Raw genomic sequence first — 2,569 nt, 5'->3', positions numbered from 1 at the left:
TGCCCTCTTCGGCACTATAGCGTATGCCACCTTCCGCGACAAACAGCTGGATACCTACCGCAAAGAGGCGGTGATTATACAGGTGTTGCTGGGTATGCTGATGGTCTTCTTCAGTATTTCTATTATTAATTATATACAGCTACCGGACAGGTCCTATATCTACTTTGCCGTTTATGTACTGGGACTCATCCTGTTCTTTGCATTGCGACTGGAGAGTAAACCTTACCAGTTATCGTTTTTTCACCGGTGGCCTATGTTGAAATACTACTGGGACATTCCGGGATTGTTGTTTTGCTTTTACCTGATGTACCTCTTATTCGGCAATACCTTCCTCAACCTGACGGAGCGTTATCCGTTTATGGAAAGGGTATTTACCTGGGTAGCGGCGGTCGTGGGCGGCCTGATTATTCTATGCATGTATTGTATTGCAGAAGAACAATATCATCTGCCCACCATTATATACAGCTATGTGTATTTTATTACGCTGGTGCCATTGCTGGCGGTATTTGTAGCCCTGGCCCGGCGTTCCAGACACCATCCGCTGGTCCGCTTTTTCCTGTATGGATCTGTATGTTTATACCTGGCCTGCTTCGGCTCCTTCTTAATGCATGTTCGTCCGCTGGGCTTACTCAGTGCCCTGGGAGAGCTGGCCGCCCCCAGTCTGCTGCTCATTGGTGGTGTACTACTACAGGCAATGTTTTTCCTGGCAGGATTAAGCTACCGTAACAAACTGGTGCACCTGGAAAGAACACGTACACAAGAGTTACTGATCAAACAGCTAAATAAAAATAAAGAGCTGCAACGCAAGCTGAATGAGCAACTGGAAGAACTGGTAAAAGAACAGACCACGGAAATTCTGCGTAAGAAACAGGAGCTGGAAGAACAAAGAAAGAAACAGCTGGAAACAGAATACGACAAGAAGCTGACTGAGATTGAACTGAAAGCGATACGTGCGCAAATCAATCCCCACTTTATCTTTAACTGTCTGAACTCCATTCAGCTGTTTGTGATGCAGCGGGATTATGAGTATGCGCAGAAATACCTATCGGACTTTTCTTACCTGATCCGCAAAACGCTTGATTTCTCCCGTCGTAATTTTATATCGCTGGCAGATGAAATCACTTACCTGAATACCTACCTGGGACTGGAAAAGATGCGTTTTGAGAACAGGATGGAATATGAAATAGTGGTAGATCCGGTGATTGCCACTGCAGAACTGGAGATTCCGGCTATGCTGTTACAGCCCTATGTAGAAAATGCGGTAAAGCATGGGATGACTAATCCCAAACAGCCTACCGGCAAGCTTTCCATCCACTTTAACCAGGTAGCGTCAGACATGCTGGAATGTATTATTGCAGATAATGGTATTGGCATTGCCCGTTCCAAATCACTACGGATGCTGCCCAAGCATCATCAGTCGTCTGGCATGGAGATTAGCCAGAACCGCGCTGAGTTGTTAAACAAAATGTATAACACAGAAATTCACATAGAAATTATAGACAGATCATCAGAAGATGAATCGGATAGCGGCACGATTGTTAAAATACTGATCCCCCAGTTATAATTAGTGTATCCGTTAATGTTATTTTATGATAAAGGCTATTATAATAGATGATGAGCGAAACAGCCGGGATATTATTGCGTTGATGCTGGAAAAATACTGTCCGGAAATAACGATTGCCGGTACGGCCTCGGACTGTACAGATGGAATTGAAAAAATAAAAACGCACCGGCCGGAGCTGGTATTCCTTGACCTTGAAATGCCTGATGGCACCGGGTTTGATGTGCTGGCAGGTACTATGCCCGACATTCCTTTTGAGGCGGTATTTGTTACTGCATTTGAAAAAAAATTCCTGCACGTCATCCGCTTCAGTGATGTGGAGTTAATACTGAAACCGATAGATAAAGAAAGTTTGCTGCAGGCAGTAGCGCTGGTAACCACACGTATCCAGTCCGGCAGCAGCAAAGACCGATACGATGTACTCCTGGAAAATTTCAATCATAGCAAGCCGGCAGCCTGGAAGTTACTCATCCCTGCCACTAACGGAGAAGCCTATACTATTAATATACCAGCTATTGAATACCTGGAAGCCACGGGAGAAAACTGCTTATTCCGTTTAGGTACAGGCATGCACATTTCTGCCGTACAATCTTTCCGGTATTATGCGGATCTCTTTGGTGCGCTGCGTTTCTACCAGATCAATAATAGTCAGATGATACAGATTTCCAATATCAGCCATCTGGATGCTGCTGCTGGTAAAGTAGTGCTGAGAAGCGGTATAGTACTGGATATTACGGAAAGAAGGCAACGCGATTTGTTGCTTAAAATGAACCATAAGTAAACCAGGGAACTACGTGTATCCTTGTCCGGTAATTATATATTTTCAAATTTTCCGGCATCCTGCTTTCGATTTATTTAATGTTTATGCCTCCGTTTTTTAATAAGACGCGTAATTCCTTTTCATTTCCTGCTTTTTAGTCTTTTGCGCGAAGGGTACGTAACAATTTCTTAACAAAAAAATTTGGTGGGATTACTTTTGGTTGTACATTTGACCCGCAAAACAAAATA

General features: G+C 43.9%; 2 protein-coding genes. Both read left to right on the top strand.

Annotation, left to right across the window (positions count from 1 at the left end; all coding sequences use genetic code 11):
- A partial coding sequence (locus tag VIP81_RS33250) for a histidine kinase (RefSeq protein WP_331972510.1) occupies positions 1-1,564 on the top strand: 1,564 nt, incomplete at its 5' end.
- A 25-nt stretch (positions 1,565-1,589) separates the two neighbouring features.
- Positions 1,590-2,342 (top strand): LytR/AlgR family response regulator transcription factor, encoded by a 753-nt coding sequence (locus VIP81_RS33245; protein ID WP_331972508.1) that lies wholly within the window; start codon positions 1,590-1,592, stop codon positions 2,340-2,342.
- The last annotated feature ends 227 nt before the right edge of the window (positions 2,343-2,569 follow it).

It is taken from the genome of Chitinophaga sp. (genome assembly GCF_036566945.1).
Classification (GTDB): domain Bacteria; phylum Bacteroidota; class Bacteroidia; order Chitinophagales; family Chitinophagaceae; genus Chitinophaga.
Note: the sequence above shows the minus strand (reverse complement) of the source record. Positions and strands in the feature narration are given on the sequence as shown.